Source organism: Pseudomonas sp. C6002, assembly GCF_013385805.1.
Taxonomy (GTDB): domain Bacteria; phylum Pseudomonadota; class Gammaproteobacteria; order Pseudomonadales; family Pseudomonadaceae; genus Aquipseudomonas.
In genome coordinates, this window is record NZ_JACAPH010000030.1 from 606710 (window position 1) to 632413 (window position 25704).

General features: G+C 61.0%; 22 protein-coding genes. 6 read left to right on the forward strand and 16 right to left on the reverse strand.

Features of this window, described 5'->3' with window-relative positions; translation table 11 throughout:
* Positions 1-214: 214 nt before the first annotated feature.
* The 5 genes from HX817_RS22555 to betI form a co-directional block, all read right to left on the reverse strand.
* Positions 215-1531, reverse strand: coding sequence for a TldD/PmbA family protein (locus HX817_RS22555; protein ID WP_177041237.1), 1317 nt, complete (start codon positions 1529-1531; stop codon positions 215-217).
* Positions 1531-2973, reverse strand: a complete 1443-nt coding sequence (locus HX817_RS22560; protein ID WP_177041239.1) for a TldD/PmbA family protein — start codon at positions 2971-2973, stop codon at positions 1531-1533. The genes HX817_RS22555 and HX817_RS22560 overlap by 1 nt, the downstream gene beginning before the upstream one ends.
* Positions 2974-3184: 211 nt before the next feature.
* Entirely contained in the window at positions 3185-4888 is a 1704-nt protein-coding gene (gene betA / locus HX817_RS22565; protein WP_003216899.1) for a choline dehydrogenase, read from the reverse strand.
* A gap of 196 nt (positions 4889-5084) precedes the next feature.
* The gene (betB, locus tag HX817_RS22570) at positions 5085-6557 is read right to left on the reverse strand and encodes a betaine-aldehyde dehydrogenase (RefSeq protein ID WP_177041241.1); all 1473 of its coding nucleotides are present in this window, start codon (positions 6555-6557) and stop codon (positions 5085-5087) included.
* Between the two features lie 61 nt (positions 6558-6618).
* Positions 6619-7212 (reverse strand): transcriptional regulator BetI, encoded by a 594-nt coding sequence (betI, locus tag HX817_RS22575; RefSeq protein WP_003216902.1) that lies wholly within the window; start codon positions 7210-7212, stop codon positions 6619-6621.
* 376 nt (positions 7213-7588) lie between these two features.
* On the opposite strand from betI, the gene HX817_RS22580 reads away from it, so the two are divergent.
* Positions 7589-9523 (forward strand): BCCT family transporter, encoded by a 1935-nt coding sequence (locus tag HX817_RS22580; RefSeq protein ID WP_371135988.1) that lies wholly within the window; start codon positions 7589-7591, stop codon positions 9521-9523.
* A 154-nt stretch (positions 9524-9677) separates the two neighbouring features.
* On the opposite strand, the gene choV is transcribed toward HX817_RS22580, so the two are convergent.
* The 3 genes from choV to HX817_RS22595 all read right to left on the reverse strand — a co-directional run bounded on the left by choV (position 9678) and on the right by HX817_RS22595 (position 12714).
* Positions 9678-10856 (reverse strand): choline ABC transporter ATP-binding protein, encoded by a 1179-nt coding sequence (choV, locus tag HX817_RS22585; protein ID WP_177027999.1) that lies wholly within the window; start codon positions 10854-10856, stop codon positions 9678-9680.
* Positions 10853-11698, reverse strand: coding sequence for a choline ABC transporter permease subunit (gene choW / locus HX817_RS22590; protein WP_003216909.1), 846 nt, complete (start codon positions 11696-11698; stop codon positions 10853-10855). Before choW ends, choV begins: the two co-directional genes overlap by 4 nt.
* Before the next feature lie 68 nt (positions 11699-11766).
* The gene (locus HX817_RS22595) at positions 11767-12714 is read right to left on the reverse strand and encodes a choline ABC transporter substrate-binding protein (protein WP_003216912.1); all 948 of its coding nucleotides are present in this window, start codon (positions 12712-12714) and stop codon (positions 11767-11769) included.
* A 436-nt stretch (positions 12715-13150) separates the two neighbouring features.
* Between HX817_RS22595 and HX817_RS22600 the strand changes: the two genes are divergently transcribed.
* Positions 13151-14527 (forward strand): L-serine ammonia-lyase, encoded by a 1377-nt coding sequence (locus tag HX817_RS22600; protein WP_008434038.1) that lies wholly within the window; start codon positions 13151-13153, stop codon positions 14525-14527.
* Positions 14528-15067: 540 nt separating this feature from the next.
* Entirely contained in the window at positions 15068-16171 is a 1104-nt protein-coding gene (locus HX817_RS22605; protein WP_003216915.1) for a GlxA family transcriptional regulator, read from the forward strand.
* A 107-nt stretch (positions 16172-16278) separates the two neighbouring features.
* Here HX817_RS22605 and HX817_RS22610 read toward each other — a convergent pair whose 3' ends face one another.
* The 6 genes from HX817_RS22610 to HX817_RS22635 all read right to left on the reverse strand — a co-directional run bounded on the left by HX817_RS22610 (position 16279) and on the right by HX817_RS22635 (position 21750).
* Positions 16279-16542: a hypothetical protein gene (locus HX817_RS22610; protein ID WP_003216918.1), complete on the reverse strand. Its 264-nt coding sequence runs from the start codon at positions 16540-16542 to the stop codon at positions 16279-16281.
* 378 nt (positions 16543-16920) lie between these two features.
* Complete coding sequence (locus HX817_RS22615; RefSeq protein ID WP_008430627.1) at positions 16921-18081, reverse strand: gamma-butyrobetaine dioxygenase; 1161 nt, start codon at positions 18079-18081, stop codon at positions 16921-16923.
* Positions 18082-18090: 9 nt separating this feature from the next.
* Positions 18091-18567 carry a thioesterase family protein gene (locus HX817_RS22620; protein ID WP_177035272.1) on the reverse strand — a complete coding sequence of 159 codons (477 nt, stop codon included), beginning with the start codon at positions 18565-18567 and terminating at the stop codon, positions 18091-18093.
* 140 nt (positions 18568-18707) lie between these two features.
* Complete coding sequence (locus HX817_RS22625) at positions 18708-19673, reverse strand: L-carnitine dehydrogenase (RefSeq protein ID WP_017476440.1); 966 nt, start codon at positions 19671-19673, stop codon at positions 18708-18710.
* Positions 19674-19830: 157 nt separating this feature from the next.
* Entirely contained in the window at positions 19831-20718 is an 888-nt protein-coding gene (locus HX817_RS22630) for a 3-keto-5-aminohexanoate cleavage protein (protein ID WP_003216924.1), read from the reverse strand.
* 87 nt (positions 20719-20805) lie between these two features.
* Positions 20806-21750: a choline ABC transporter substrate-binding protein gene (locus HX817_RS22635; RefSeq protein ID WP_017476439.1), complete on the reverse strand. Its 945-nt coding sequence runs from the start codon at positions 21748-21750 to the stop codon at positions 20806-20808.
* 193 nt (positions 21751-21943) lie between these two features.
* Here HX817_RS22635 and HX817_RS22640 point away from each other — a divergent pair, with 193 nt between their 5' ends.
* On the forward strand, positions 21944-22888 hold the full coding sequence (locus HX817_RS22640) for a GlxA family transcriptional regulator (RefSeq protein WP_003216927.1): 945 nt from the start codon (positions 21944-21946) through the stop codon (positions 22886-22888).
* 138 nt (positions 22889-23026) lie between these two features.
* Here the strand turns inward: HX817_RS22640 and HX817_RS22645 are convergent, their stop codons facing one another.
* Together HX817_RS22645 and HX817_RS22650 are read right to left on the reverse strand one after the other, a co-directional pair.
* Positions 23027-23443, reverse strand: a complete 417-nt coding sequence (locus HX817_RS22645; protein ID WP_102370066.1) for a DUF3010 family protein — start codon at positions 23441-23443, stop codon at positions 23027-23029.
* A 42-nt stretch (positions 23444-23485) separates the two neighbouring features.
* Positions 23486-23887, reverse strand: coding sequence for a lysozyme inhibitor LprI family protein (locus tag HX817_RS22650; protein WP_087694766.1), 402 nt, complete (start codon positions 23885-23887; stop codon positions 23486-23488).
* Between the two features lie 219 nt (positions 23888-24106).
* Between HX817_RS22650 and HX817_RS22655 the strand changes: the two genes are divergently transcribed.
* Both HX817_RS22655 and HX817_RS22660 read left to right on the forward strand, forming a co-directional pair.
* The gene (locus HX817_RS22655) at positions 24107-25084 is read left to right on the forward strand and encodes a dipeptidase (protein ID WP_003216932.1); all 978 of its coding nucleotides are present in this window, start codon (positions 24107-24109) and stop codon (positions 25082-25084) included.
* 76 nt (positions 25085-25160) lie between these two features.
* Positions 25161-25691 (forward strand): DUF5943 domain-containing protein, encoded by a 531-nt coding sequence (locus tag HX817_RS22660; protein ID WP_177041243.1) that lies wholly within the window; start codon positions 25161-25163, stop codon positions 25689-25691.
* Positions 25692-25704: the final 13 nt, after the last annotated feature.

Below are 25704 nucleotides of genomic sequence, written 5' to 3' on the forward strand. Positions count from 1 at the left end.
CCACCAACCTTTATAACGAGGTTTTTCGCGAGCGACAACTGGCCGGACGGCCAGGTGTCTGGAGTGGGGTTTTGAGGATGAACCGAATCAAAATGTGGAATGCGATCAACTGTGGGAGCGGGCTTGCTCGCGAATGCGGTGCCTCAGTCACAGATGTAGTGGCTGACACGCCGCATTCGCGAGCAAGCCCGCTCCCACAAGGTTTTTGCGTTGCTTATAAGGTCAGGGTCAGGCGTTTTACCAGCGCCCCCGGCAGCAGATTGGATGACGTATTGCGCTGGCTATACGTACTCGCCGACAGCAGCAATTCCCGATCAGCGGTCAGCGCTTCCAGTTGCGAGCCCAGCAGGCTGTACACGCTGTCATCAAAACGCATGGTGCTGACCGGCGCCTTGATCTCACCGTCCTCGACCCAGAACGTGGCGAAGCGGGTCATGCCGGTCAGGCGTGCGGCGGGCTGGTCGGAGTAGTTCAGGTACCACAGGTTGCTGATGTACAAACCGGTACCCAGTTGCTTGAGGATATCGGCCTGGGCCAGGTCGCCGGCCGCCATCTGCAGGGCGCTGGGAGATTCATCGCCGCTGGCGCCATTGGTGCTCAAGCCGTATTCGGCAGCACTGCGGGAGTTCACCAATTGGCCTTCAGCCTTGCCGGCATTGATCAGCTTCACATCACTGCGCGGATAGCCGTCACGGGAAAACGCCGAGCTCAGGGAGCCGCTGACCTGTTCGTCCAGGGTCACCAGCGTGCTCAAGGTTTGATCACCGTTGTACAAGCGTTGCAACGGGCTGCCCTTGCTGGCGATGGACTGGGCGGAAAACCCGCCCCAGGTCAGCATGCTGATGATCTCTTCCATGGCCGCCGGTGCCAGGTAGGCGCGGTATTGCCCCGGTGCCAGCGGGTGCAGCGGGCGACCAAGGTATTCCAGTTGCTCACGGGCCTGCTTGAAACGCTGGGCGAAGGCCACGCTGTCCCAATCGTTGCCGGCGTAGCTGGCTTTCACCGCTTCACCGTTGGCGTGGAACAGGCTGAAGTCGAAGTTGAAACTGTTGGCCTGGTGCCAGCCGAAGGCGCCTGATGAACTGGCGAAACCACGGCTGATAGGGCCGGCGGCGTAGAAGCCGACCATGTCCACACCTTCAGCGGCCAGGCTGACTGCTTCCAGCACCTGGGCCAGGTCCGGCAGTGGTCGGTCCTGCTGGTCCTTGTTTTGCCAGGCGTTGTGGTTGAGCAGCAGGTACGGATCCTGGGGCAACAACGGCAAGGTCTCGCGCAGTTGTTGCAGGCCGTCGGCCAGGCGCTGGCGATCCAGTTCAGGCTCGCCCGCCAGGGTGATACCGAGGTCGGCGTGGCGCCCGTCGTTGATCAGCTTCAGGTTCAGGCTGGCCTGTTGCACCTGGCCGGCCTGGCGCACTTTGCCGTGGTTGAAACGCACAAACTCGGAGGACTCGTCGGCGTAGCCGAGGTGGAATTGTTCGTGGTCGGTGATGGCCTGCTTGAGCCAATCCACCAGGGCTTTGAAATTATTCATCAGGCGTCTCCCCCGAACACGTCCACGTTGCTGAACACACAGGCCGGCGACGCATGGCCGACGCGGATCACCTGGTTGGGTTCGCCCTTGCCGCAGTTCGGCGTGCCCAGCACCTTGAAGGTGCTGGCGTCGCCGACGGCGCTGAGGTTGCGCCAGAACTGCGCGGAAATCGCCCGGTAGTTGGGGTTCTTCACCACGCCTTTGAGTTCGCCGTTTTCAATCAACTGGCCCCACTCGCAGCCAAACTGGAATTTGTTGCGTGCATCGTCAATCGACCACGAACGGTTGGTGGACATCAGGATGCCGTTCTCGATGCCGCCAATCAGCTGCGCCATGTTCTGGTCGCCGGCCTCGATATTCAGGTTGGCCATGCGGTCGATCGGCGCGCGGTTCCAGCTGCAGGCGCGGCTGTTGGCCACGCCTTGCATGCCGGCGCGGTATTGCGACAACGCACCGCCCAACGGCTTGAGCAGCAAGCCTTCGCGGATCAGGAATTGTTTGCTGGCCTTCGTGCCGTCGTCGTCATGCCCATAGCTGGCGAGCTGCTCGGGAATGTCCGGGTCGAAGGTCACGTTCAGCAGGTTGGAGCCGTATTGCAGGTGACCGAAATCGCTGGCCTTGACGAAGCTGGTGCCGGCGTAATTGCGCTCGTCGCCCAGGATGCGGTCGAGTTCCAGCGGGTGGCCGATGGATTCGTGGATCTGCAGGATCATCTGGTCGGGCATCAGCAGCAGGTCGCGTGGGCCCTGGGGCGTGTTCGGGGCCAGCAGCAGTTGCAGCGCCTGGTCGGCAATCTGCGGCGCGGCGCCCACCAGGCCGAAGCGTCTGATCACGTCAAAGCCGCCTTGCTGGCCGAAGTTGGTGCCGCCCAGGGTGCGGGTCTGGCTGTCATTGCCGTCGTAGGCCGTGACGTTGACACCCGGGAACACAAACCGCTGGGCCTGGCGCAGTTCGGCGCCGGCGCTGTTGAGGTAGATCTGTTCGACGTGGGTGGTGCCCAGGCTGACTTCCCAGTTCACCAGGCGCTCGTCCTTGGGCACGGCGGCCGATTCGGCGCCGAGCAGTTGGTAGCAGTCGCTCAGGGACGGGAAGGGCTGGTCGAGGCTCGGCGACAGGTAGTCGGCAATGTCGCTGGACACTGGCTGGTCGCGCAGGTCGAGCAGGGCGTGGGGCTTGATGAGCCGGGCTTGCTGTTCGGCGCGCTCAAGGGCGGCTTGCAGGCCGGGCAGGGAAATGTCGTGGGTGGCGGCGTAGGCTTCGACGCCATTGAGGCGCACGGTGAGCATCGCGCCTTCGTCCTGGCTGAGATGTGGCGGCTCGGCGACGTTCTTGCGTACCGACAGGTACTGGCCGGACTCGCGGACGTAGCGCAGGGAAAAGAATTCGGCGGTAGTGCGCAGGGCACTGAACTGCTTTTTGAGTGTGGCGTGGTGTTCGAACATGGGGCCTTCCTTGTGGGCGGCTCGGCGCGGGCAGGCAAACAGAGTAGGCCCGGGCTGGGAGCTGATCAAGGAAAGTGTAGGCGGGCGGGAGGTCTTGCGGTGTCAGATCGGGCCTCTTCGGGAGCAAGCCCCCTCCCACATTTGATCGGGTTCACACGGTCAAAAATGTGGGAGCGGGCTTGCTCGCGAAGGGAGCACCTCGGTCCATCAGTTACTGCGCAGTAGGACCCACTTCACGCATCGGCTTGCCACGCACCGGCGCATCGCCTGCCACGTAGTAATCCGCAGTGCTGCGCGGCAGTGGCTTGCGGCCACGGATCTTGTCGGCGATTTTCTCGGCGATCATGATCGTCGGCGCGTTCAGGTTGCCGGTGGTGATGATCGGCATGATCGACGCGTCAACCACGCGCAGACCCTGCATGCCATGCACGCGGCCTTCGGCGTCAACCACGGCCATCTCGTCGGTGCCCATCTTGCACGAGCAGGACGGGTGGAACGCGGTCTCGGCGTGCTCACGGATAAATTTATCCAGTTGCTCGTCGGTCTGTACGTCGATGCCCGGGCTGATTTCGCGGCCACGGTATTGGTCCAGTGCCGGCTGCTGCATGATTTCACGGGTCAGGCGGATGCCGTCGCGGAATTCCTGCCAGTCCTGTTCGGTAGACATGTAGTTGAAGAGGATGCTCGGGTATTCCCGTGGGTTCTTCGACTTCAACTGCACGCGGCCACGGCTCGGCGAACGCATGGAGCCCATGTGCGCCTGGAAACCGTGCTCTTTCACACCGTTGCTGCCGTTGTAGTTAATCGCTACCGGCAGGAAGTGATACTGGATGTTCGGCCAATCGAATTCTTCACGGGTACGGATGAAACCGCCCGCTTCGAACTGGTTGCTGGCGCCGATGCCGGTGCCGTTGAACAGCCACTCGGCACCAATGGCCGGCTGGTTGTACCAGAGCAGCGACGGGTACAGCGAGACCGGTTGGGTGCAGGCGTATTGCAGGTACAGCTCGAGGTGATCCTGCAGGTTTTCGCCGACGCCTGGCAGGTCGTGGACCACCGGAATGTCGAGGCTTTCCAGCAGTTTCGCCGGGCCAACACCGGAGCGTTGCAGCAGTTGCGGCGAAGCGATTGCGCCGCTGCACACCAGGACTTCCTTGCGGGCACGGGCTTCAACGCGCTCTTCGGCAGCACCGATCAGGTAACGCACGCCGACGGCACGCTTGCCTTCGAACAGGACTTTGTCGGTCAGGGCGTGGGTGACGATGGTCAGCGTCGAGCGCTTCTTGGCCGTGTCCAGGTAACCGCGAGCGGTACTGGCGCGACGACCGTTTGGCGTCACGGTACGGTCCATCGGGCCGAAGCCTTCCTGCTGGTAGCCGTTCAAGTCTTCGGTACGTGGGTAACCGGCCTGTACGCCGGCTTCAACCATCGCGTGGAACAGCGGGTTGTTGCCGGCTTTTGGCGTGGTCACGCTGACCGGGCCGTCGCCACCGTGGTAGTCGTTCGGGCCGATGTCGCGGGTTTCGGCTTTACGGAAATACGGCAGGCAGTCCAGGTAGGTCCAGTCTTCCAGGCCCGGCAGTTTCGACCAGTTGTCGTAGTCCATCGCGTTGCCGCGGATGTAGCACATGCCGTTGATCAGCGAGGAGCCGCCGAGGCCCTTGCCGCGACCGCACTCCATCCGGCGGCCGTCCATGTGTGGCTCTGGATCGGTTTCGTAGGCCCAGTTATAGCGGCGGCCTTGCAGCGGGAACGCCAGGGCGGCTGGCATCTGGGTACGGAAATCGAAACGATAGTCCGGGCCGCCGGCTTCCAGCAGCAGGACGGTGACGCCTTCGTCTTCGGTCAGACGGGTCGCCAGGGTGTTACCGGCAGAGCCGGCACCCACAATGATGTAGTCGTATTCTTGGGACATTAAATGCACCCTCGTGAAAGTTGGTTCAGGCTGCTTTTGTGGCGAGGGAGCTTGGTCCCGTTCGACTGCGCAGCAGTCGCAAAGTCAGCGCTCGAGTTCTGTCTGAAAGAACTGCGGTACCTGGCATGGGGCTGCTTCGCGGCCCGACGGGAGCAAGCCCCCTCGCCACATGGGCCATGCCAGGCTCAATCAGGTTTTAGAACACCGAGGCGTAGTCGCCCAGCTCAACCTGTACCGATTTGATGCGAGTGAAGTTGTTCAGCGAGCTGATCCCGTTTTCACGGCCCACGCCCGACTGCTTGTAGCCGCCCACCGGCATCTTCGCGTCGGACTCGCCCCAGGCGTTGATCCAGCAGATACCGGCTTCCAGCTGATGAATCACGCGGTGGGCGCGGTTCAGGTCCTTGGTCACCAGGCCAGCGGCCAGGCCGAAGTCGGTGTCGTTGGCGCGGCGGATCACTTCTTCTTCGGTGTCGTAGGTGAGGATGCTCATCACTGGGCCGAAGATTTCTTCACGGACGATGGTCATTTCGTCGGTGCAGTCAGTGAACACGGTCGGGGCCACGTAGGCACCCTTGGCGAATTCACCGTCGGTCAGACGGTCGCCGCCGCACAGCACGCGGGCGCCTTCTTCTTTACCTTTGGCGATGTAGCCGAGCACGCTTTCCATGTGGGCGAAGCTGACCAGCGGGCCGAAGTTGGTGTTTTCATCTTCCGGGTTGCCGATGCGGATGCGGGCAACGCGCTCGGCGATCTTGGCTTCGAACGCGCCTTTGAGGGCGGTCGGAACGAACACGCGGGTGCCGTTGGTGCAGACCTGGCCCGAGCTGTAGAAGTTGGCCATCATCGCGATGTCGGCGGCGCGGTCGAGGTCGGCGTCGTCGAAAATGATCAGCGGGGATTTGCCGCCCAGTTCCATGGTGACTTCCTTGAGCGAAGAGCTCGAAGCGCTGGCCATGACTTTCTTGCCGGTGTCGGTGCCGCCGGTGAAGGAGACTTTCTCGATGCGCGGGTGCTCGGTCAGCCAGGTGCCGACTTCACGGCCGCTGCCGGTCAGGACGTTGAACACGCCATCCGGAACGCCGGCGGCGGTGTAGATTTCAGCCAGTTTCAGGGTGGTCAGTGAGGTGACTTCGCTTGGCTTGAAGATCATCGCGTTACCGGCCGCCAGGGCAGGTGCGGATTTCCACAGGGCGATCTGGATCGGGTAGTTCCACGCGCCGATACCGGCCACGACGCCCAGTGGCTCGCGACGGGTGTAGACGAACGACGTGTCACGCAGCGGGATCTGCTCGCCTTCGATGGCGGGCACCAGGCCTGCGTAGTATTCCAGCACGTCAGCGCCGGTGACGATGTCGACGTATTGGGTTTCGGAATACGGCTTGCCGGTGTCCAGGGTTTCCAGGGCGGCCAGTTCGTCGTTGCGCTCACGCAGGATGTCGACGGCACGACGCAGGATGCGCGAACGCTCCATGGCAGTCATGGCGGCCCAGATTTTCTGGCCCTTTTCGGCGCTGACCACAGCGCGCTCGACGTCTTCTTTGGTGGAGCGTTGCACGTTGGCGAGAACTTCACCGTTAGCCGGGTTGATGGCTTCGAAAGTGGCATCGCTGCCAGCGTCGGAGTAGCCGCCGTCAATGTAGAGTTTTTGCAGTTCGAAACGGGCCATAAAGTCCTCGCAAGTGCATTAGTGGTTGGCGCGGTTCGGGAGTTGAGCGTTTATGTGTGCTCTAACTCACCTGCTTGGCCAATTGGAAATCCATGTATTCGTAAGCGATCCGTTGCGCCTGCTCCGTGTCGAAAGCGTCTCCCGACAGGGCGCCGCGCAACCACAAACCGTCGATCAGGGCCGCCAGGCCTCGGGCTGCGCTGCGTGCCTCGGGCAACGGCAACGCTCGGCGGAACTGGCAACACAGGTTGGAATACAGACGGTGATCGTTGATCCGCTGCAGCCTGTGCAATGACGGGTGGTGCATGCTGGTGGCCCAGAAGGCCAGCCAGGTTTTCATAGCCGGGCCGTTGACTTGGCTGGCGTCGAAGTTGCCTTCGATGATCACCTGAAGATGGGCCCGCGGGCTGTCATCTTTCAGCGCCAACCGGCGCTCGGTGACGTTCTCGATCAGCACGTTCATCAGGTACCGCATCGTGGCGGCGATCAGGCCATTCTTGTCCTGAAAATAGTGACTGATGATGCCATTCGAGACACCGGCCAGACGGGCGATCAGCGCAATGCTGGCATCCCCCATTCCGACCTGATCGACCGCCGTCAATGTGGCTTCGATCAACTGCTGGCGGCGTATGGGTTGCATACCGACCTTGGGCATCGTGCACCTCTCCTTAGGCCTGCCAACGGGCGATAAACGTCCGTCGGCTTGAGGGCCAGTCTATTTTGTTTTGATTGAACGTTCAATCAACAAAGAATAAGATCTGCGACAAATGGTCGCTGCCTACAGGTATTTCCTACGTGCATGTGGCGCCACCTGACATCGGGAAAACCCATGAAACAGCCCGGCACAGCGGTTCGCCGGGGGTTTATGGTTTTTCGGGGTGTCTTTATACACCCGTCCGTCGACTGCCGAAAAATCGATGGCTCGGGTCAAGCGTTGCCTTGTGTTTCTCTGCACTGCCCGGAGCATCTGTGCCATGAGTTCTGCCTCTCTTATAAAGACCCCGCCAGAAAAGGTGCGGGTCAACGGTTGGGTGTTCTACACCTCCACCGCGCTGATTCTGTTGTTGACCGCGATTCTGATCATCGCCCCGCAGGAAGCCGGCAGGATGCTCGGTGTGGCCCAAGCCTGGTTGTCGAAAAGCTTTGGCTGGTACTACATGGTCGTGATCGCCGCCTACCTGGTGTTTGTGGTGGGCCTGGCGTTTTCGTCCTATGGCAAATTGAAACTGGGCAGCAAGGACGACACCCCGGACTTCAGCTACGGCGCCTGGGCCGGCATGCTCTTCTCGTCGGGCATCGGCATCTCGCTGCTGTACTTCGGCGCCTCCGAGCCGCTGGACCACTACTTCAACCCGCCTGAAGGCGCGTCGGCCACCGGCGAAGCTGCACGCCAGGCGTTGCAGTTGACGTTCCTGCACTGGGGCCTGCACGGCTGGGCGATCTACGCACTGGTCGGCCTGGCCGTGGCGTATTTTGCCTACCGTCATAACCAGCCGCTGGCCTTGCGTTCGGCGCTGTACCCGCTGGTGGGCGAGCGTTGGGTCAAAGGTGCGGCCGGTCACGCGGTAGACGGCTTCGGCATGTTCGTAACGCTGCTGGGCCTGGTGACGAACCTGGGGATTGGTTCGATGCAAGTGTCCTCCGGGTTGGAAAACCTGTTCGGCATGGAACACAGCAACACCAACCTGCTGATCGTGATCATCGTGATGAGCACCGTGGCGACCATTGCCGCCGTGTCGGGTGTGGAGAACGGCATTCGCCGCCTGTCCAACCTGAACATCGTGCTGTTCAGCGGCCTGCTGATTTTCGTGCTGCTGTTCGGCCCGACCCTGCACCTGCTCAACGGCTTCGTGCAGAACATCGGCGACTACATGAACGGCATCGTGCTGAAGACCTTCGACCTGTACGTGTACGAAGGCGACGCCGACAAGACCGAACGCTGGATGGGCCTGTGGACCCTGTTCTACTGGGCCTGGTGGATTTCCTGGGCGCCATTCGTGGGCATGTTCATCGCGCGTATTTCCCGCGGTCGCACGGTGCGTGAACTGGTGGCCGGCGTGCTGCTGATCCCGCTGGGCTTCACCCTGGCGTGGCTGTCGATCTTCGGCAACTCGGCCCTGGACCTGGTGGTGAACCATGGCGCGGTGGAGTTGGGCAAGACGGCGCTGGAACAGCCGTCCATGGCGATCTACCAACTGCTCGAGCATTACCCGGCGTCGAAAATCGTCATCGGTGTGTCGATCTTCGTGGGCTTCGTACTGTTCCTGACCCCGGCGGATTCCGGCGCGGTGATGATGGCGAACCTGTCCTGCAAGGGCGGCAACGTTGACGAAGATGCGCCGCATTGGCTGCGGATTTTCTGGTCGGCGGTGATCACCCTGGTGACCATCGGCCTGTTGTTCGCCGGTAACTTCGAAGCCATGCAAACCATGGTGGTGCTGGCGGGCTTGCCGTTCTCGGTGGTGCTGGTGTTCTTCATGTTCGGCCTGCACAAGGCGATGCGCCAGGACGTGGCGATCGAGTTGGAGCAGGCGCAGTTGGCCGAGCGTGGTCGGCGTGGTTTCAGCGAGCGTTTGACTGCCCTGGACCTGCAACCTAGCCAGGGTACCGTGCAACGCTTTATGGACAAGCACGTCACGCCGGCGCTGGAAGAAGCGGCGACTGCGTTGCGTGACCAGGGGCTGGAAGTGCAGACCCTGCTGGGCAAATCCAAGCGCTGCATTGGTGTGCGCATCGAGATGCAAGAGGGCAATCCGTTTGTCTACGAGGTGAGCCTGGATGCTTATTCGTCGGCACCGAACGACTTGCCCGAGGAAGAACGCACGCGCTACTACCGCGCCGAGGTTTACCTGCACAACGGGCCTCAGGAATACGACCTGATGGGCTTCACCCAGGAGCAGATCACCCGGGACGTGCTCGATCAGTTTGAAAGCCATCGGCAGCTCCTTGGCCGTGTCTATAGCTGAGTGTTGAAAGGACAGGTGGTGTCGTTACTGACACCACCTGAGCAAAATGTGGGAGCGGGCTTGCTCGCGAATGCGCAGTGTCAGTCAGTACATCTGACACTGATACACCGCATTCGCGAGCAAGCCCGCTCCCACATTTATTTTGCGGTGTCTGTTAGCCCAGGTTCTTGCCCAAAAGGGCGTGATAGAGCTCGCTGTCACCCAGAATCCCCACCACCTTGTTGTCGTCCTGCAGCACCAGCTTGTTGCCTGTCTGGTACCGAATCTGCAACGCATCGCGCATTCCGATATTCGAATCCACCAGCGTCGGCATCCGGCCCAGGCCCTCCACCGATTGCCCCGGTGCCCAGTTCTGCAAGTTCAGCACCGAACCGTTCTGCCGCGCGCCCTTGATGGTGTTGCCTTCGGCCAGGTCCAGCCACGAGTCACCGCCCGGGTCCAGGCTGATGGAGCCGTTGACGTGGGTGCAGTTATCCACCGTGCGCATCAGGCTGCGGCCACACAGCACATTCAGCGGGTTGGTGTGGGCCACGAAGGTCCGCACATAGTCATCCGCCGGGTTCAGCACGATCTCTTCCGGCACGCTGTACTGGATGATCCGGCCGTCTTTCATGATCGCGATGCGGCTGCCGAGTTTCAGCGCCTCATCCAGGTCGTGGCTCACGAATACGATGGTCTTGCTCAGCTTGCGTTGCAGCTCCAGCAACTCATCCTGCAAGCCCTGGCGGATCAGCGGGTCGAGTGCCGAGAAGGGTTCGTCCATCAACAGGATATCGGCGTCCATCGCCAATGCGCGGGCCAGGCCGACACGCTGCTGCATGCCACCGGAAAGCTCGTCGGGCTTCTTGTTGCGCCACTGCGACAGGCCCACCAGTTCCAGCTTGTCGTCCACCAGCTTGCGTCGTTCTTTCTCCGGGCGGCCCTGCATCTCCAGGCCGAAGCTGATGTTCTCGCGCACCGTCAGCCAGGGCATCAGGGCGAACTTCTGGAACACCATGGCGATGCGCTGGGTGCGCATCATTTTCAGCTCGGCGGGGGTGCAGGATGCGATGTCGATCTGGCGACCTTCATGCTCCACAAACAGCTTGCCGCGGCTGACGGTGTTCAAGCCATTGATGCAGCGCAACAAGCTCGACTTGCCCGAGCCGGACAGGCCCATCAGCACGCAGATCTCGCCTTTCTCGACATCCAGGCTGGCGTTTTCAACGCCGACAATCTGCCCGGTCTTTTTCAGGATCTCGTTGCGCGTCATGCCCTGGTCCAGCAGCTTGAGCGCCTCGCGTGGGTCTTTGGAGAAGATCACGTCGACATTTTCGAATCGGATAATGCTCATGCATCACCCCCTACTTTGGCGTCGGGTTGTTTGCAGATGCGGTCGAGCATGATGGCCAGCAATACGATCGCCAGGCCGGCTTCAAAGCCCAGGGCGATGTCGGCGGTGTTCAGCGCGTTGACCACCGGTTTGCCGAGGCCGTCGGCGCCCACCAGGGCCGCGATCACCACCATCGACAACGACAGCATGATGCATTGGGTAATGCCGGCGGCGATGCTCGGCATGGCGTGGGGCAGTTCGATCCGCGAGAGCAACTGACGGCGCGAGCAGCCAAAGGCCTTGCCGGCGTCCATCAACTCTTGCGGCACATCACGGATACCCAGGTAAGTCAGACGGATAGGCGCGGCAATCGCAAACACCACCGTGGAAATCAGCCCGGGCACCACACCCAGCCCGAAGAGGGTCAAGGTAGGGATGAGGTAGACGAAGGTCGGTACGGTCTGCATCAGATCGAGCACCGGCCGCATCAGGGTGTAGAACATCGGTTTGTGCGCGGCAACAATGCCCAGCGGCACGCCGATCACCACGCAGACCAGGGTGGCGAACAGCACTTGCGCCAGGGTCTCCATGGTTTCCTGCCAGTACCCCAGGTTGAGGATCAGCAGGAAGGAGGCGATGACAAAAACGGTCAGGCCCCATTTGCGTTGAATGAAGTGAGCGAGCAGCGCAATCAGACCGATCAATGCCAGTGGATTGAACCAGGTCAGCGCGAACGTCACGCCGTGGATCATCGTTTCCAGGGTCGATGCGATTGCGTCGAAGTAGGCGGCCCCGTGTTGGGTCAACCACTCAACGAAGGCAGCGATGTACTGGCCTAGCGGGATTTTATGTTCAGTCAGCATGGTAGTGAATGTCCACATGCGAAGAGGAAAAACATCCCGGGCCAGCGTACCGGCCCGGGGTCAGCGGTTTACTTGGCGAGGTAAGCTTTGACGGCCTCCAGTCCTGGTTTGCCATCGACCGTGGTGACACCGGCGAGCCAGGTGTCGAGCACTTGCGGGTTCTTCTTCAGCCACGCCTTGGCGGCGGCGTCAGGCTTCATTTTGTCGTCCAGGACGTTACCCATCAGGGTGCTTTCCATGTTCAGGGTGAACGACAGGTTTTTCAGCAACTGGCCCACGTTGCTGCATTCCTGGGTGTAGCCCTTGCGGACGTTGGTGTAGATGGTGGCCTGGCCGTAGTTGGGGCCGAATGAATCATCACCCCCGGTCAGGTACTTCATCTTGAAGCGGGTGTTCATCGGGTGCGGTTCCCAGCCGAGGAACACGATGGCCTGGTCGCGCTTGGTGGCGCGTTCCACCTGCGAAAGCATCCCGGCTTCGCTGGATTCGACCACTTTGAAACCGGCGGTTTTCAGGCCGAAAGCGTCCTTGTCGATGAGGGTCTGGATGGTCCGGTTGCCGTCGTTGCCCGGCTCGATCCCGTAGATCTTGCCGCCCAGCTCATCCTTGAATTTGACGATGTCGGCGAAGTCTTTCAGGCCCTTGTTGTACAGCGCTTCCGGTACGGCCAGGGTGTACTTGGCGTTTTCCAGGTTGGCGCGCACGGTTTCCACGGTGCCGGCATCACGGTACTGCTTGATGTCGTTTTCCATGGTCGGCATCCAGTTGCCGAGGAAGATGTCCATGTTCTTGCCGTCGGCCAGGGACTTGTAGGTCACTGGTACTGAAATCATCGTGGTGCGGGGTTTGTAGCCGAGGCCCTTGAGGACTTCGCTGGTGGTGGCCGTGGTGACGGTGATGTCGGTCCAGCCGACATCGGAGAAGTTGACGGTCTGGCATTGCGCCGGTTCTGCAGCGTGAGCCACGACTGGCAGACTCAGCATGGCGGCCAACAACAACGACGGGGAACCTTTCATGGGGGTGGACTCCTGGTGTTTTTCTGGCGGCAATAACACCGCGCTTATAGGTGTTGCGGTTGGGCGTGCGGCACAGCTCTGCCACGCAACTGTGCAAACGAGTCGAGACTGATCATGTACCAGTGAAAATCTGACGCCTACAGGGGGCGTCGTATCCAGTACAGGGATGGTCGTATCCAGTGTCGGTGACGTCGCTTACAGATTTTTTCCACGGCAAAACTGCACTTTTTACCGATCTGCACCGCAAAAAACGGCCAAAACGTCGCCTTCCACAACAGCGGCGCTGATGAGCATGGGTACGTCGGTGTGAGACGCCGTGAGCGCCAACAAAAGCTTGATGATGGCCGCATCTGGGCGGATTGCGACATGAGCGTAGCAGCTCCGTCACCAGGCGTTATGTGCGCCTGGCCTGTGCTCATCGAGGAGTTTCACGGCAATGGCTATCAGCGTTTTCGACCTGTTCAAGATCGGCATTGGGCCTTCGAGTTCTCACACCGTCGGCCCCATGCGCGCCGCGGCGTTGTTCGTTCAAGGATTACGTGAACGTGATGTGTTGGAACAAGTCAGGCGCGTCGAAGTTCAGCTGTATGGCTCCTTATCGGCCACGGGCATCGGTCACGGCAGCGACAACGCGGTGATCATGGGCCTGATGGGCGAGTGGCCGGACGCGATCGATCCGTCACAGATCGGCATCCGCATCGAAACCCTGCGCGAGACCAACACCCTGCTGCTGGACGCACGTTTGCCGGTGCCTTTCTTATGGGCGCGGGACATGCGCCTGATCGACGAAAACCTGCCGTTCCACCCCAATGCCATGACCCTGGTGGTGTTCGGTGATAACGGCGAGCTGCACCGCGACACCTACTACTCGGTGGGCGGCGGATTCGTGGTGGATGAAGCCCAGGCCAACAGCGGCGTGGCGGACATGGACCGCACCGAGCTGCCCTATGATTTTTCCAGTGCGGTGGAACTGCTGCAGCTGTGCAAGACCCACAACCTGCGCGTCGCTGAGCTGATGTTGGCGAACGAAAAAACCTGGCGCTCGGAAGAAGAAATCCGCAGCGGCCTGATGAAGCTTTGGCGCGCCATGCAGGATTGCGTGGAGCAAGGCCTAAAGCACGAAGGCATCCTTCCCGGCGGCCTCAATGTAAGGCGCCGTGCAGCCAAGTTGCACCGCAGCTTGCAGGAGCTGGGCAAGCCGAATGTGATCGGCTCGACCTTGAGCGCGATGGAATGGGTCAACCTGTTCGCCCTGGCGGTGAATGAAGAAAACGCCGCCGGCGGGCGCATGGTCACGGCACCGACCAACGGCGCGGCGGGGATCATCCCGGCGGTGCTGCACTACTTCATGAAGTTCAGCGAAGAAGTGACCGAAGCCAACGTGGTCGACTATTTCCTCGGCGCGGCGGCGGTGGGCATCCTGTGTAAGAAGAACGCGTCGATCTCGGGTGCCGAAGTCGGCTGCCAGGGTGAAGTCGGCTCGGCGTGCGCCATGGCGGCGGCGGGTTTGGCGGAGATCCTCGGGGCTACGCCGGAGCAATTGTGCAACGCGGCGGAGATTGGCCTGGAACACAACCTCGGCCTGACCTGCGACCCGGTAGGCGGGCTGGTGCAGGTGCCGTGCATCGAGCGTAATGCGATTGCCGCGGTGAAGGCGATCAACGCGGCGCAGATGGCGCTGCGGGGGGATGGCCAGCACTTCATCTCGCTGGACCGGGTGATCCGCACCATGCGCGATACCGGGGCGGATATGCATGACAAGTACAAGGAAACATCGCGGGGTGGGTTGGCGGTGAGTGCGGTGGAGTGTTGATCCGGAAAGACCGCGTCGCCTGCATTCGCGAGCAAGCCCGCTCCCACATTCGACCGAGTTCCTACTGAAAAAACGCGGTCAAGTGTGGGAGCGGGCTTGCTCGCGAATGCGGTAGACCGGGCAACACTGCTCATAAAGTGAACACCAGAACCAAAAGCGCCACCTTTTAGCGCGTCGCAATTAGATAAGTAGCTCCCGAACGATTTCCCCTCATGACCATCGGTCACCCGTGCCTGTGGTGACAGACTTTTCCCACGTCGTTTCTCTCCCTTCCCACAAGTGCTACCGATCTGCTCACACACCTTGAGCCTGCGTTCTCTCACGTCTTTTCTGGGTCATATCCCCCACTCCATGCGCGGGCTTATATAGACACGTCATGAGGTCGTTTTCAGGAGTTATTGAATACGCATTCAACTTTAGGCATGGCATTTGCTCTATCAATCCAAAGCCTCTCGCCATAGGCGTTTCCTTAAGGCGATGAGCGCAATAACAAGAGCCTCGCCTGAGGCCATCACCCGCTTTGTGTGAGGAGATACCGCGATGACGTCGTTCAACTCCGGGGCTCAACCCCAGAACCGTGCGCCTCAATCCATCGGCTTTTTGCTGCTGGACAATTTCACGCTGATTTCCCTGGCCTCCGCAGTCGAACCCCTGCGCATGGCCAACCAACTCTCCGGCCGCGAGCTGTATCGCTGGACGACGTTGAGTGTGGACGGAAACCAGGTGTGGGCCAGCGACGGTCTGCAAATCACCCCCGATGCTTCCATGCACAAAGCCCCGGCCCTGGACACCGTGATCGTCTGTGGCGGCGTGGGTATCCAGCGCACCGTGACCCGTGAACATGTGTCGTGGCTGCAAAGCCAGGCGCGCCAATCCCGTCGCCTTGGCGCGGTGTGCACCGGCAGCTGGGCCCTGGCCTGCGCCGGCCTGCTGGACGGGTTTGATTGCAGCGTGCACTGGGAATGCCTGGCGTCGATGCAGGAAGCCTTTCCCCGCGTGGCCATGAGCACACGCCTGTTCACCCTCGACCGCAACCGCTTCACCAGCTCCGGCGGCACCGCGCCGCTGGACATGATGCTGCACCTGATCAGCCGCGACCACGGCCGTGAATTGTCGGCGGCAATCTCCGAGATGTTTGTGTACGAGCGCATCCGCAACGAACAGGATCACCAGCGCGTGCCGCTCAAGCACATGCTTGGCACCAACCAGCCGAAGTTGCAGGAAATCGTCGCGCTGATGGAGGCCAACCTGGAAGAGCCGATCGACCTCGATGAACTGGCGGTGTACGTCGCGGTTTCCCGGCGTCAGCTGGAGCGCTTGTTCCAGAAATACCTGCACTGTTCGCCGTCGCGCTACTACCTCAAGTTGCGCCTGATCCGTGCGCGGCAGTTGCTCAAGCAAACGCCGATGTCGATCATCGAAGTGGCGTCGGTGTGCGGGTTTGTCTCCACGCCGCACTTCTCCAAGTGCTACCGCGAATACTTCGGCATTCCGCCGCGGGATGAGCGTGTGGGTTCCAACACCACGCAGCAGGTGGCGATGATGCCGATTCCGCAGGCGCTGGTGTTGTCACCGTTGTCCGGGCCGTTGTCGGCGTTGAGCCAGGCCAGGAATGAGTCGACTTTCGCGAGTGTAAGGCTTTAGACCGAGTCGCCTGCATTCGCGAGCAAGCCCGCTCCCACACTTGACCGCGTTTTTTCAGTAGGAACGCGGTCGAATGTGGGAGCGGGCTTGCTCGCGAATGCGGTATATCAGGCGCCAGAGTTCTGCCGAAATTGCACCAGCGCCGGCAACAACTGCTTGTCGATCGCCTGCCTCACCGCCGGCAAGATCGTCGCGCTGCCGGTGTACATCTGCTCAACCATACCCTTGAGCGCCTTGGCCCGCGCCGCGCTCAATCCGCGCACCGCACACTCGCAAGCCTGCTCGGCCGTTGCGCCGCTGGACACCTCGAAACCCAACGACCGCAGCTGGCCCAGCAGGTCATCCTGGTCAATCAAATCCGCGTGCATCATGACGTTAATCCTTGTTAGGGGAGCGGGGGATTGAAGTCGATTCTGGTAGGCCATCACCGAGTCGGCAAGGCCTGAATGCATGAATGTCCGGCACACCTATGAACAGGTCGTTTTCGGCTAACTCGCAAGGCAGGGGAGTGTGCACACTGACACCAAGCAAGCAGCTTGAAGGTTTGGTCACCCTCGGGATGCGCAGCTCACACAAAGCACTCTGCCCCGATCCTGTCACGGCTGAATCGGGGCTTTTTTTGAGCTGAAATTTGAGGTGAAGCTGCTGGCCCCTTCGCGAGCAAGCCCGCTCCCACAGTTGACCGCGTTTTTTCAGGAGAACTCGGTCAACTGTGGGAGCGGGCTTGCTCGCGAAGGGCGCGTCTCGGTCTACCGCTGCAACACCAATATCCGCGACAACAACTCATCGCGGTCGATATAGCAGCCCTGGAAATGCCGCGCGCCGGACGCCGGATCAAACGCATTGCGCGCATGCAGGGTCCGGCGATTATCAAAGCACCACAGCTCGCCCGGATTCAGACGTTTGACCAGTCGAAAACGCTCCTCCCGGGTCATCGCAATAAACCGGCGATAGGCGCGATAGAGCAACGGCATCTGCTCTGCAGGCGCCTCAAACGGCCCGCGCAGAAAGTTGGCCATGCGAATCTCGGCGACTTCACCCAAGGCATCCAGAGCGATGATCGGCGCCAGCCGGCGATAGTCGCTGTGACGGTCCTTGTTGCGAAACTCCACCGGGATCTCGCACAACGCGCGAAAGGCTTCCGGATCTTCGTCCCGCAGCGCCCGCGCAATCGCAAAACCATCGACAAAAATACTCTCGCCCCCGTCGGCGTCGTTCACCAGGCAATGCAAGAACTGCAGCCCGGGTTGCAGCTCCCGCGTCGGCAAATCACTGTGCAGCGGCAGGTTGAATGCCGTGTAGGCGTTGCTGTCGGCATCGGCCTTGGACTGCACGTTGAACAGCACGCCGAAGTTGCTCTCGCGGATGAACGAAATGCGCTTGGCGATCAGCGCCAGCGAGCCAGGTTCGGTGGGCACGCCACGCACTTGCGTAAGGCCGCTGTCACGCAAAGCCAGCAGCCATTGCAGCAGGGCTTTCGGGTCTTCCATCAGCGCTGCGTAGTCGAATACGGGCAGCTCGAACGTACGGTCCCACAGCAGGGATTTCGGTTTGGCAGCCCGGCGTTCGGCGCGGGACTCATCGTCGTAGGCGTGCGCCCGCAACCATCCGGGATCGTATTGGCTGCGATGCCCGCCGCTCCATTCCACTGTCAGCAGACCCTGGTCGATACGTGCACTGAGGGCCGTGAGGTGTTCGTCCACATCGACGATTTCCAGCACCTGTTCACGGGTCACGCTGTAGACGCAAACAGGGCACGGGCAGTTGTCCCGCAGCCACTGGTGATGAAACGGGCTGACCCGCCCATCGGCCCATCGCACACTGAGGTGATCGCCGTGCACCTGCACATCGGCCAGGTCACTGATCAGTGGGTAAGTACGGAAGTCGGCAACAGCGGCGGCGGTTTGCATGGCGATTCCTTATTTTTGGGGTGGCAGTCCAATCACGCGGCCGAGCAGGGCGGGCTTCGGCAGGTCGGTTTGTTCGGCGCTGATGCTGGCAAGCTTGCCCAGCACCGCTTCACTGAATGGCGCCGAGTGCGGCCCGGCGAGGTCGACGTGGAGCAGCATCTGTTCGTTGCCCGCCAGCTCCTTTTCGTCGCCCACCAGGTGCAGGCTGTGATAGAGGTGCAGGCGCTTGCGGTCGTGGGCGATGAGTTGGGTGTGCACCTCGACGGCGGCGCCCAGTTTCACTTCGTGCAGGTAGTTGAGGTGCAACTCCAGGGTGAACAGCGAGTGGCCGCTGGCTTCGCGGTTTTCGCTGTCCAGGCCCAGGGTGTCCATCAGCGCATCGGTGGCGTAGCTGAAAATCAGCAGGTAGAACGCATCGCGCAGGTGGCCGTTGTAGTCGACCCACTCGGGGAGGATTTTGGTGGTGTAGGTGGTCAATGCGGCCATGGTTCGGTTCCCGGTAGGTACGTGATCGTTCCCACGCTCTGCGTGGGAACGCCTCCTGTGACGCTCTGCGTCACGCGTTGGGACGCAGAGCGTCCTGGGCTGCATTCCCACGCAGAGCGTGGGAACGATCTTTACAGGGCTTATTCGGCGAAGGTCATACCGTGTTTTTCCTTGGTGGTCTTCACCGCCTCCAGCACCGCCAGCAGGCAATCATCACGATAGCGCTCCAGCGCCGAAATGCTGTGCTTGCCCAACTGATCGCTGGTGCCGTCCACCACGTCGTCAATCAATTTGTCGGTCAATTCCGGCGCCGGCAGATAGGTCCACGGCAGCTGCAAGGCCGGGCCGAACTGCGCCATGAAGTGCCGCATCCCGGCATCACCGCCCGCCAGCGTATAGGTCAGGAACGTGCCCATGAACGACCAGCGCAAACCGGCGCCAAAGCGAATCGCGTCGTCAATTTCGCCGGTGGTTGCCACGCCATCATTCACCAGGTGCAAGGCCTCACGCCACAAGGCTTCCAGCAGTCGGTCAGCGATAAACCCAGGCACTTCCTTACGCACATGCAAAGGGCGCATGCCGAGGGATTCGTACACCTTGATTGCTGCCTGAATAGCTTCCGGCGCAGTGTTTTTGCCGCCTACCACTTCCACCAGCGGCAACAGGTAAACCGGGTTGAACGGATGCCCCACCACGCAACGTTCCGGGTGCGTGGAGCCTTCATAAAACTCGCTCGGCAACAACCCCGAAGTACTCGAACCAATCAACGCATTCGGCTTGGCCGCCGCGCTGATTTTGCTGTGTAACTCCAGCTTCAATTCCAGGCGTTCCGGGGCGCTTTCCTGGATGAAGTCGGCGTCTTTCACGCACTCTTCAATCGTGGCCACAAAGCGCAGGCGGTCTTGCGAGGCGCCGGGTGCAAGGCCTTGTTTCTCGAGTGCGCCCCAGGCATTCGCGACACGTTTGCGCAGGGCCGCTTCGGCGCCAGGCGCCGGGTCCCAGGCCACCACATCCAGGCCGTGAGCCAGGGCGCGGGATACCCAGCCACTGCCGATAACGCCGCTGCCCAGCGCTGCGAAGGTTTTGATTTCAGTGATAAAGCTCATGGCAAATTCCTAAAGAGTTCGGTGATCTCCTGTGGGAGCGGGCTTGCTCGCGAAAGCGGTCTGTCAGTTGATGCATTCGGTGGCTGATCCACCGCATTCGCGAGCAAGCCCGCTCCCACATTTGATTCGGTTCCTGCAGGGCGTCGTGCAGTGTGTTTTAGCCGCGCTTGGTCAGGCCCATCTTCACGCGGCCTTCGGCCGGGGTCATGACCCGCGCACCCAGGCGGCTGAGGATCTCGCTGGCGCGTTCCACCAACTGGCCGTTGGTCGCCAGCACGCCCTTGTCCAGCCAAAGGTTGTCTTCCAGGCCGACCCGTACGTTGCCGCCCAGCAGCACTGCTTGCGCCGCCATCGGCATCTGCATGCGACCAATCCCGAAGCCGGCCCACACCGCGTCAGCCGGCAGGTTGTCAACCATGGCTTTCATGGTGGTGGTGTCGGCCGGCGCGCCCCACGGGATGCCCAGGCACAGCTGGAACAACGGGTTGTCGAGCAAGCCTTCCTTGATCATCTGCTTGGCGAACCACAGGTGACCGGTATCGAAAATCTCCAGCTCGGCTTTAACGCCCAGCTCTTGAATACGTTTGGCGCCAGCCCGCAGCTGGGCCGGGGTGGAGACGTAAATGGTGTCGCCGTCGCCAAAGTTCAGGGTGCCGCAGTCCAGGGTGCAGATTTCCGGCAGCAGCTCTTCCACGTGGGCCAGGCGGGTCAGCGGGCCCACCAGGTCGGTGTTGGGCCCGAACTCCATGGGGTTCTCGCCGCCACCGATTTCCAGGTCGCCACCCATGCCGGCGGTGAGGTTGACGATGATGTCGACGTCCGCCTCGCGGATGCGCTCCATCACTTCGCGGTACAGCGCCACGTCGCGGCTGAACTTGCCGGTCTCGGGGTCACGTACGTGGCAATGCACCACGGTGGCACCGGCCTTGGCTGCTTCCACCGCCGCGGCAGCGATTTGTTTGGGAGTGACCGGCACGTGAGGGCTTCTGGCGGTCGTGTCGCCAGCACCGGTGAGTGCGCAGGTGATGATGACGTCGTGGTTCATGAGGCAGGTTCCTTACAGGCGTGATTTTCAGGCGTAGTCATACCGTTCGCAGCCGGGAGCGGCTGCGAAACGGTGATTCAAGACAGTTTATTTGCTGGTCAATTGCAGGTTGGCTGCGGCGGGTTTGCCGTCGAAGGTGGTCACGCCTTCCAGCCAGCGCTGCTGGTCTTGCGGGTGATCCTTGAGCCATTGCCTGGCCGACTCGAAAGCGTCCTTGTGATCCAGCAGCGGCTGCATCATTCGGCTCTCGTCGGCGGCGGTGAAGGTCAGGTTGCTGAGCAACTTGTGCACGTTGGGGCATTGCTCGGCGTAGGTCGGCGAGGTGACGGACCACACGGTGGCCATGCCTTCGTTCGGGCCCAGCGCGTCATCACTGCCGGTGAGGTAAGTCATCGCCACGTTGACGTTCATCGGGTGCGGCGCCCAGCCGAAGAACACCACGGCCTCCTTGCGGCGCACGGCGCGGTCGACGGCGGCGAGCATGCCGGCCTCGCTGGATTCCACCAGTTGGAACTTGCCCAGGCCAAACTGATTCTTGGCGATCATCGCCTTGATCTGGGTGTTGGCGCCCGAGCCTGGTTCAATACCGTAGATCTTGCCGCCCAGTTCTTTTTCAAACTTGGCGATGTCGGCGAAGGTCTTCAGGCCCTTGTCGGCCAGGTAAGTCGGCACCGCCAACGTAGCGCGGGCGTCTTCCAGGGACGGCTTGTCGAGCACCTTCACCTGCTTGGCCTCGACAAACGGGGTGATGGTCTGGGTCATCAGCGGGTTCCAGTAGCCCAGGAACATGTCCAGGCGCTGGTCGCGAATCCCGGCAAAGATGATTTGCTGGGACGCGCTGGTCTGTTTGGTCTTGTAGCCGAGGCCGTCGAGCAACACTTGAGTCATGGCACTGGTGGCGATTACGTCGGTCCAGTTCACCACGCCCATGCGCACGTTCTGGCAAGAAGCCGCATCGGCTGCCATGACGTTGGTGCTCAAAATGGCGCTGGCGCTGAGTGCGAGCACGCAGCGGCTGATCAGTCGGTTCATGGTGGTTCCCTCGGCAGGTTGTTATTGTGGGTTCCGGCGTCTTTGTGCACCGTGCAGCCAAGTTACGCAGCTTGGTCCCCGACAAAACGCACGGCGGCGACCAGCTCTTGCACTGCAGCGACCTGCCCCCTTGAATGACCGATTGAACTGGCGTATCACAGTGACCACGCTGTCCGTCCTACGAGAGCGCTCCATGTCCCAGGATTTCTACTTTCTGCTGATGCCGGGCTTCTCCGCCATCGGCTTTATCTCCGCGATCGAACCTTTACGTGTCGCCAATCGTTTTCGCGGCGAGCTGTACCGCTGGCACGTCTTGAGCGCCGACGGCGGCGCGGTGCTGGCGAGCAATGGCATGTCGGTCAACGCCGACGCCGCGCTGGAGCCGCTGAAGAAAGGCTCGACCTTACTGGTGGTGGCCGGCTTCGAACCGCTGAAGTTCGCCACGCCCGCACTGGAACACTGGCTGCGTCGCCTTGATCACGACGGCGTGACCCTCGGCGCCATCGACACTGGCGCCTGCGTACTCGCCGAAGCCGGCCTGCTCGACGGCCACCGCCTGACCCTGCACTGGGAAGCCATCGACGCCTTCAAGGAATCTTATCCACAGCTGACGGTAACCCAGGAGCTGTTCGAGATCGACCGCCGGCGCATCACCTCGGCGGGCGGCACCGCGTCCATCGACCTGATGCTCGACCTGATCAGCCAGGCCCACGGGCCCGAGTTGGCGATCCAGGTGTCCGAGCAATTCGTGCTCGGCCGCATCCGCCCGCGCAAAGACCACCAACGCATGCAGATCGCCACGCGCTACGGCATCAACAACAAGAAGTTGGTGCAGGTGATTGGGGAGATGGAACAGCACACGGAACCGCCGTTGAGCACACTGGCGCTGGCGGAGGCGATCAAGGTCACGCGGCGGCAGTTGGAGCGCTTGTTTCGGCTGCACCTGAACGACACACCGAGCAACTTCTACCTGGGCTTGCGCCTGGAGAAGGCCCGGCAGCTATTGCGCCAGAGCGACCTGAGCGTGCTGGAGGTGAGCATCGCCTGCGGGTTTGAATCGCCGTCGTATTTCACCCGCAGCTACCGGGCAAGGTTTGCCAAGTGCCCAAGGGAAGATCGGCGCCGGGAAGCGGTATGAACACCGCTCTTGAGAACAATACAGATCAAATGTGGGAGCGGGCTTGCTCGCGAAAGCGGTGGATCAGTCGGTACATGTATTGACTGACACACCGCATTCGCGAGCAAGCCCGCTCCCACAGGAGATTTGTGGTGTGGCTTACTTCTTCAGCAGGGCTGAACACGCGGCCTTGTAAGCCTCATGCTGATACTTGTTCAGCGTCGCCGGCAGGGCAAAGTCGTGTTTCTTGTTCTGCGCATTGATGGTCTGCGGCGACAGCAGCGTCACTTCAACGCCGTCCAGCAACTGAAACACACCTTCAATCTTGAACGTAGTCGGGCCACCGGCGAATTCGCCTTTCTTGCTGCGCTTCTTGATGGCGATGCGGCTGATGCCGTTTTCCCGCACGAACGCGCTGACCTGAGCGGCGAAGGCCTTGACGTTGGCCGCCTCATCATCGTCTTCAAGGGCGATTTTCTTGGTGGCCAGAGCGACGTGGCCCAATGCCTGACCGTCGAGCGAGGCGACAGCAATAATGGCTTCGCTGCCTTTGATTTCGATGCCGCAGATTGTCATGAATAGCCTTGGTTCTGAGTAAAGAGTGGAGGGGATTGTCGCTTATTCCTGCCCAATCGACTCCAAAAACTCCGACCGTTCATCACTCATCCGCGCCAGACAATCATTCTGCTGGATCGCATATGCCTTGCTTCCCGCCACTGCCGGAAAGGTATCTACGGCGCAATCCGCATCCCGTAACTTTTCCCACTTCTGCTGGGCATCCTTCAGACGAGCGGTAATGTCCGCCAGCTGCGTCTTGTTGCTGCCATAGGTCGAACCCATGCGTTCCAGCAAGCCCTGGTAGTTATCCTTGAGCAGTTGTTCGGCGGTGGTTTTGTTGTAGGTGGCGCATTCCAGGGTTTGCTTGTCGTTCTCGATGCCATCGCAGGGCGTGTTATCGGTGTCTTCAGCGGCGTGTGCGCCGGTTGCGATGAGTGCCAAAGCCAGGAAAATCGATTTCATTGCGCCGTCTCATATCAGTTGATGAGCAAATTCTGGCTCAAGCGTAAGACAAAGAACAGACACCCGTCAGAGATGTCATGTTGGCCTTTGTCGCGGATTGACGCTTTCGGCAATTCCCTTGTCGTTTTTGCACCCGGCTCCTTCTGCCCCGGGGCATATGCTGGCCCCAAAGCGCCGGCAGACGATTCGGCGCATGAATCGCCAATAAGGGGACGCCTGATGAGCCCAGCCGAATTGCACGCCGACAGCATCGTTATCGACGGGCTGATCATTGCCAAGTGGAACCGCGACCTGTTCGAAGACATGCGCAAGGGTGGCCTCACCGCTGCCAACTGCACCGTGTCGGTATGGGAAGGGTTCCAGGCCACCATTAACAACATCGTGGCCAGCCAGACCCTGATTCGCGAAAACAGCGACCTGGTGATCCCGGTGAAAACCACCGCCGATATCCGTCGCGCCAAGGAACAGGGCAAGACCGGCATCATCTTCGGCTTCCAGAACGCCCACGCGTTTGAAGACCAGCTCGGCTACGTCGAGATCTTCAAGCAGCTCGGGGTTGGCGTGGTGCAGATGTGCTACAACACCCAGAACCTGGTGGGCACCGGCTGCTATGAGCGCGATGGCGGCCTGTCGGGCTTCGGTCGCGAGGTCGTCGCCGAGATGAACCGCGTCGGCATCATGTGCGACCTGTCCCATGTGGGCTCCAAGACCTCCGAAGAAGTCATCCTCGAATCGAAAAAGCCGGTGTGCTACTCCCACTGCCTGCCTTCAGGCCTCAAAGAGCACCCGCGCAACAAGTCCGATGAAGAGCTGAAGTTCATCGCCGACCACGGTGGCTTTGTCGGCGTGACCATGTTCGCGCCGTTCCTGGCCAAGGGCATCGACTCGACCATCGACGACTACGCCGAAGCCATCGAATACACCATGAACATCGTGGGCGAAGACGCCATCGGCATCGGCACCGACTTCACCCAGGGCCATGGCCAGGATTTCTTCGAAATGCTGACCCACGACAAGGGCTACGCCCGCCGCCTGACCAGCTTCGGCAAGATCATCAACCCGCTGGGCATCCGCACCGTGGGCGAGTTCCCGAACCTCACCGAGACCCTGCTCAAGCGCGGCCATCCCGAGCGCGTGGTGCGCAAGATCATGGGCGAAAACTGGGTCAACGTCCTGAAGGACGTCTGGGGCGAATAAGCCACCACTCACGCCTCTTTTCCCCCAACCTTATGCGTCGGGGGCTTACCAAAGCATTTTCCGGAGTTAAGTTTCCATGGCCAAGATCGCCCCTCAATTGCCTATCGAAGTCGACAGCGAAACCGGTGTCTGGACCTCCGACGCCCTGCCGATGCTGTACGTGCCGCGCCATTTCTTCGTCAACAACCACATGGGGATCGAAGAAGTCCTGGGCAGCGAGGCCTACGCCGAAATCCTCTACAAGGCCGGCTACAAGTCCGCCTGGCACTGGTGTGAAAAAGAAGCTGAATGCCACGGCCTGGAAGGCGTCGCAGTGTTCGAGCACTACATGAAGCGCCTGTCGCAGCGCGGCTGGGGCCTGTTCAATATCCAGGACATCGACCTCGATAAAGGCACCGCCAGCGTCAAGCTCGAGCACTCGGCATTCGTCTACGTGTACGGCAAGGTCGGGCGCAAGGTCGACTACATGTTCACCGGCTGGTTTGCCGGCGCGATGGACCAGATTCTCGAAGCCCGCGGCAGCAAGATCCGCACCGTTGCGGAACAGGTATACGGCGGCTCCGAAGAGGGCCACGACGACGGCCTGTTCACCGTCAAGCCGTTGTAAGTCGAGGACCCTG